We start from the raw sequence: 5240 nt of genomic DNA, 5'->3' as shown, positions 1-5240 counted from the left end.
GTGAAGTGATTACTGACAAAGATGGTTTAGCTAAGGGTGTTTCTTATGTAAATAGAAAAGATTTACAAGAATACCAGGTTAATGGGAAAATGGTTATCCTTGGTGCCAGTGCCTGTGAATCTGCCCGTATTTTACTGAATTCAAAATCTTCAGCACATCCTAATGGTTTAGCCAATAGTAGTGGTGTTGTTGGTAAATATCTTCACGACTCTACAGGAGTAAGTGTCTCGGGATTTCTTCCACAGTTAATGGATCGCAAACGGTATAATGAAGATGGTTTAGGCAGTGTTCACATTTACTCACCATGGTGGCTGGATAATAAAAAATTAAATTTCCCACGCGGTTATCATATCGAATACTGGGGTGGAATGGGAATGCCTGCTTATGGCTTTGGCGGCGGCGTGGCGCAAATGAACGGTATGGTTCCAGGCCGGGATGGGAAAATGAAGGATGCGGGAGGTTATGGTAAATCATTAAAAGATGACTACCGCCGTTTTTATGGTACAACGGTGGGCATGGCTGGCCGGGGAACTGCAATTGCCCGTGAAGACAATTATTGTGAAATAGACCCTAATGCGGTTGATAAATTCGGTATTCCGGTTTTGCGTTTTCATTATAAATGGGCAAAGGAAGAGATATTGCAAGCGAAACACATGCAGGATACTTTCTTAAACATGATGAAAGAAATGGGTGGCGTAGTCACATCCGAAATTCAAGGCCCTGAAACCAATTATGGTTTACTCCCTCCCGGCAAAATTATCCATGAAGTGGGAACCATACGTATGGGCGACGACCCAAAAAAATCTGCATTAAATAAATATTGTCAGGCGCATGATTGCAAGAATTTGTTCGTAGTTGATGCTGGTCCATTTGTACAACAGGGCGATAAAAATGCGACCTGGACAATCCTGGCACTCTCGATGCGCACCGCTGAATATATTTTAGCTCAAAAGAAAAAACAAAACATTTAAAGAATTGCAATATGAACAGACGTGATTCCCTAAAAGCAATTGGCTTAACTGCAGTAAGTACAGCGGTATTGTTAGAGGCTTGCAAACAACCCGATACGAAAACAGAAGTTGCAGCAACTCCTGATGAAACAAACAAAGAAGCTGGACGAGAACAGTGGGAAATTGACCGGGATAAAAGACTAAAAGCTGAAACTTATTTTACCAAACATGAAATGGCTACGATCACGGTTTTGGCAGATATTATTATCCCGAAAGATGATATTTCTGGAAGTGCATCAGATGCTAAAGTGCCAGAATTTATCGAATTTATCGTAAAAGATATTCCAGAACATAAAGTACCTATGCGTGGTGGTTTAAAATGGCTCGATGTTTATTGTTTCAACAAATTCAGTAAGTCTTTTATCGATGCCTCTTCAGATCAACAAATTTCGATCATCGATGAAATTGCCTATCCTAAAAAGGCGAAACCTGAGGTTCAGGCAGGAGTTACCTTCTTTAATAGAATGCGAAATTTAACCGCTTCTGGATTTTACACAACAGAAATTGGTGTAAAAGATATTGGTTATGCAGGCAATGCGCCAAACCAGTGGACGGGCGTTCCACAGGATGTATTGAAACAATATGGAATGGAAAATGTGAAAGTTTAACCCACTACTTAATTACTAAAATGAAAAAATTAACGCTCTTATCTCTTTGTCTGTTATTTGCGGTTCTGGCTTCCGCACAAAATAAAGCTTCTATGGAAGACTATGCCCTAAACTTCAATGGCTTTCAAAGAGCTCGCGATAAGTATCCAGACTCGGCAATCAGGTATCTTCAGGCATTAGCCACTATTCGGCCAGAAGCTGCCGAAGAATTACTTCATGAAAGTTTTGCTCAATCGTTCATCCCTCGTGATGAGGAAAAATACCGCACCGATCCTGCTTTTTTAGCAAGCTTAAAACGGATGAATATGACGGTAGACTCTGCACTTAAAATAACTCGGGAATCGGTAAAAAACGCCTATATTATTCTGGAAAAGTTAGAAAACGATACAAGTCAATTCATTAAGGAGATGGTTTTTCCTATTTCTTATTGGATACAAGCGCAAAAGAATTTTTCAAATCCAGAAAACCTAAAAGAAATTGGAAAAGCTTATATAAGTTATTTGAAAGGAACCAACAATTTTTATACTCAACGCAAAGCAAGATATGCTTTGATGATCGCTAGGTTAATGTACAATAATGATAAACTTCGGTCAGATGCAGATCAGGTCATTAAACTCATTTATAACAACCTACAAGATCATCAAGTAAATGAAGATCTGACTACCATCCAAAGATCTATTAAAGAGAAACGAGCCTGGTACAGGTATATGTTTGCCTACTGCAACTTTATTATGTCGCAGGAAGCAAATTTAACTCAAGATCAAAAGCTAGGATATTTGAAGCTGGCATATGAACATAGTCCTGATATTTTAGACAAGACGGTTTCTCATGCATACTTTTATGATATGATTTTTCTATTCGGAAATGAAAAATATTCTTTTGAAGAGGATTATTTGTCTGCTCTTGGAAGTGATGAAGAAAAATTTAAAACGGTTATGGCAATGTCTATGAATAATCCATCATTTAAACAAAAGGCAAAGGCATTGTATAAAGGTAAAATCAATTTTGGTGATTATTGGCTAAATGAGTTTAATAAGAAGTTCCAACAAGCACCATTATTTTCTTTAACTCAAATCGATAGTAATCAATACATTTTAGGAAAAAACAAAGAACAATGGACTTTAATTGATTTTTGGGGTACCTGGTGTTCGCCATGTAGACAGGAGCATCCTGATTTGCAGAAACTTTATCTTAATACAATGCAAGGAGAAATGAAAAACTTAAATGTCATTACCATTGCGAGTAACGATCGGGAGCCTACTGTAAAAGAATATATGAAGAACTTAAATTATACTTTCCCGGTTGTCATGTCTGACAATCAGATTGAAAGAAAATATAATGTTTCCTCCTGGCCATCGAAATTTTTAGTTAGTCCGCAAGGAAAATACGTTGTCATCCCCTTTAATGTCGACTGGCAAAAATATATTTCTGATTATATTAACTAAATTAGCTATCGCCTGTTTTCATTGAATATAGGCGATAGTCTCTTTCAGGTATTTATCTCGAATGATATTTATTAAATCTTTTTTGAAGATCTCTTCTGCCGTCTTTCCTATCGATTGGCGTTACAAGCAAGTTAAAGTTAAAAGTCAGTTCATCACCTGCTTTTAATGAAACAACTCCGGTAGAAAACTCGGTCAACATTGAGCTACCTTTAATGTTAACTTGCATCGTTCCTTTATCATCATTTCTCCAGCCATTTTGAGCTGATAACGTTTCCGATTTTTTTGACTGGTCTATATTGATATACAAGGCAGCATTGTCATTCCCTATCAACACCGCTGGACTGATTTTATCAGCCAGTTTCCAGCTCCATTTTACGGTGTCTGGCCTTAAGTACCCATGGTTTCCTAGTCCAACCACATATTTGGCAGCATTCTTTTCAAACGGAATGTGAAAGTTGATCGTTGAAAACACAACAGCCTTTAATGCCTTGATTCGTACACGGAGATCCACAAATCCATCTTCACTCATTTTAGCCCGTACATATTGAGAAATATTGTCAGAGGAACTCGTAGCATTCCAAACCACAGAATCGGTTGTATTCGAGATAATGTCGAATGTACTGATCACCAATTTCTCCTGTGTTTTAGGGGAAGTGAAATAATGAAAATGGATGGGTTCATAAAGCAAATTTGTTGGCTTAAAACCAAATTTGTTAAACTCCCAATCGTAATAAGACTTTATTTGCTTTGGAAAACCATCGGCATTGATTTCTAATTCCCGACCATAAATAGAAATAACTTTGTTGATAATTGAAATAGGTTTCTGCTGAGCTGAAGCCGAAAAACTGAAGAAGGCTAAAATAAAAAAGATTGATCTGGCCATTTTATAAGGTTAGAATAAAATTAAATATAAACAAAAAAAGTCCTGCACTTTCGCACAGGACTTCTAAAAATTTTTAAGGAAAAAACTTATTCTCCTTTTGGCTCTTCAGTAGCTGGAGCTTCTTCAGTTGTAGTTTCTGGAGCAGCTTCTTCTGCAGTTTCAGCTTTCGCTTCAGCAGCCTTAGGAGCAGCAGCTTTACTTCTACCACGACGAGTTGTTTTCTTCTCTTCTTTAGCCTCTACATCTTTACCGTAAACTTCGTTATAATCTACCAATTCAATTAAAGCCATTTCAGCGTTATCACCTAAACGGTTGTTTAATTTAATGATACGAGTGTAACCACCTGGACGATTAGCAACTTTCTCAGCAACCTCGCGGAATAAAATAGTTACTACCTCTTTATCTTGTAAGTAAGAGAAAACTGTACGACGTGAGTGAGTAGTATCATTTTTTGACTTAGTGATAAGTGGCTCAACATACGTACGTAAAGCTTTAGCTTTAGCTAAAGTTGTAGAAATTCTTTTGTGCTTGATTAGTGAAGTAGCCATGTTAGCTAACATCGCTTTTCTGTGGCTGTCGGTTCTGCCTAAGTGATTAACTTTTTTACCGTGTCTCATTGTTTTTAAATTAAGTGTATACCGTCTCTGTCTCAGAGGGAATTATACACAGTGAAAATTAATTAATTTTCAAATCTCAATTTCAAATTTTCAAACTGAAAACTATCAACTGAAGATTGAATTATTCTTCGTCTAATTTGAATTTAGACAGGTTCATACCAAATGATAAACCTTTTGATTTTACAAGTTCTTGAATCTCTGTTAAAGATTTTTTACCGAAGTTTCTGAATTTTAACATGTCAGCAACATCGTAAGAAACCAAATCAGCTAAAGTACGGATATCAGCAGCTTTTAAGCAGTTTAATGCTCTAACTGAAAGATCCATATCTACCAATTCTGTTTTAAGGATTTTACGCATGTGTAAAATTTCCTCGTCAACTTCTTTAGTTTCTTCTTTTGCCTGAGATTCTAACACCAAGTTCTCATCAGAGAATAACATAAAGTGTTGGATAAGAATCTTAGCCGCCTCTTTTAATGCTTCTTCCGGATGAATTGAACCGTCAGTTGAAATATCTAATACCAATTTCTCATAATCCGTTTTTTGTTCAACACGGAAGTTTTCAATTGTGTATTTTACGTTTTTCATTGGCGTGTAGATCGAATCGATCGCGATAACACCTACAACAGCATCAGCAACTTTATTTTCTTCAGCAGGTACATAACCACGTCCTTTATTG

General features: G+C 36.9%; 6 protein-coding genes. 3 read left to right on the top strand and 3 right to left on the bottom strand.

Annotation, left to right across the window (positions count from 1 at the left end; genetic code table 11):
- From ON09_RS22350 to ON09_RS22340, 3 genes are all read left to right on the top strand, one after another.
- Window positions 1–971, top strand: a 971-nt coding sequence (locus ON09_RS22350; RefSeq protein WP_010603295.1) for a GMC oxidoreductase, incomplete at its 5' end; no start/stop codon positions are given.
- Between the two features lie 11 nt (window positions 972–982).
- Window positions 983–1618: a gluconate 2-dehydrogenase subunit 3 family protein gene (locus tag ON09_RS22345; RefSeq protein ID WP_010603294.1), complete on the top strand. Its 636-nt coding sequence runs from the start codon at window positions 983–985 to the stop codon at window positions 1616–1618.
- A gap of 20 nt (window positions 1619–1638) precedes the next feature.
- Window positions 1639–3063: a TlpA family protein disulfide reductase gene (locus tag ON09_RS22340; protein ID WP_083838042.1), complete on the top strand. Its 1425-nt coding sequence runs from the start codon at window positions 1639–1641 to the stop codon at window positions 3061–3063.
- Between the two features lie 52 nt (window positions 3064–3115).
- Here the strand turns inward: ON09_RS22340 and ON09_RS22335 are convergent, their stop codons facing one another.
- The 3 genes from ON09_RS22335 to ON09_RS22325 all read right to left on the bottom strand — a co-directional run.
- Window positions 3116–3946 (bottom strand): glycoside hydrolase domain-containing protein, encoded by an 831-nt coding sequence (locus ON09_RS22335; protein ID WP_010603292.1) that lies wholly within the window; start codon window positions 3944–3946, stop codon window positions 3116–3118.
- Between the two features lie 86 nt (window positions 3947–4032).
- The gene (rplQ, locus tag ON09_RS22330; RefSeq protein ID WP_010603291.1) at window positions 4033–4563 is read right to left on the bottom strand and encodes a 50S ribosomal protein L17; all 531 of its coding nucleotides are present in this window, start codon (window positions 4561–4563) and stop codon (window positions 4033–4035) included.
- 121 nt (window positions 4564–4684) lie between these two features.
- Window positions 4685–5240: DNA-directed RNA polymerase subunit alpha (locus ON09_RS22325; RefSeq protein ID WP_010603290.1), on the bottom strand; the 556-nt coding region annotated here is incomplete at its 5' end.

Source organism: Pedobacter agri PB92 (genome assembly GCF_000258495.1).
In the GTDB taxonomy this organism is placed as follows: domain Bacteria; phylum Bacteroidota; class Bacteroidia; order Sphingobacteriales; family Sphingobacteriaceae; genus Pedobacter; species Pedobacter agri.
The sequence above is the reverse complement of the archived record's forward strand: the minus strand, read 5'-3'. Positions and strand labels throughout refer to the sequence as shown.

Excerpts from the sequence above, each read along its gene's own strand:
- ON09_RS22335 (WP_010603292.1), bottom strand. The coding sequence starts at position 3,946 with ATGGCCAGATCAATCTTTTTTATTTTAGCCTTCTTCAGTTTTTCGGCT.
- rplQ (WP_010603291.1), bottom strand. The coding sequence starts at position 4,563 with ATGAGACACGGTAAAAAAGTTAATCACTTAGGCAGAACCGACAGCCAC.
- ON09_RS22340 (WP_083838042.1), top strand. The coding sequence starts at position 1,639 with ATGAAAAAATTAACGCTCTTATCTCTTTGTCTGTTATTTGCGGTTCTG.
- ON09_RS22345 (WP_010603294.1), top strand. The coding sequence starts at position 983 with ATGAACAGACGTGATTCCCTAAAAGCAATTGGCTTAACTGCAGTAAGT.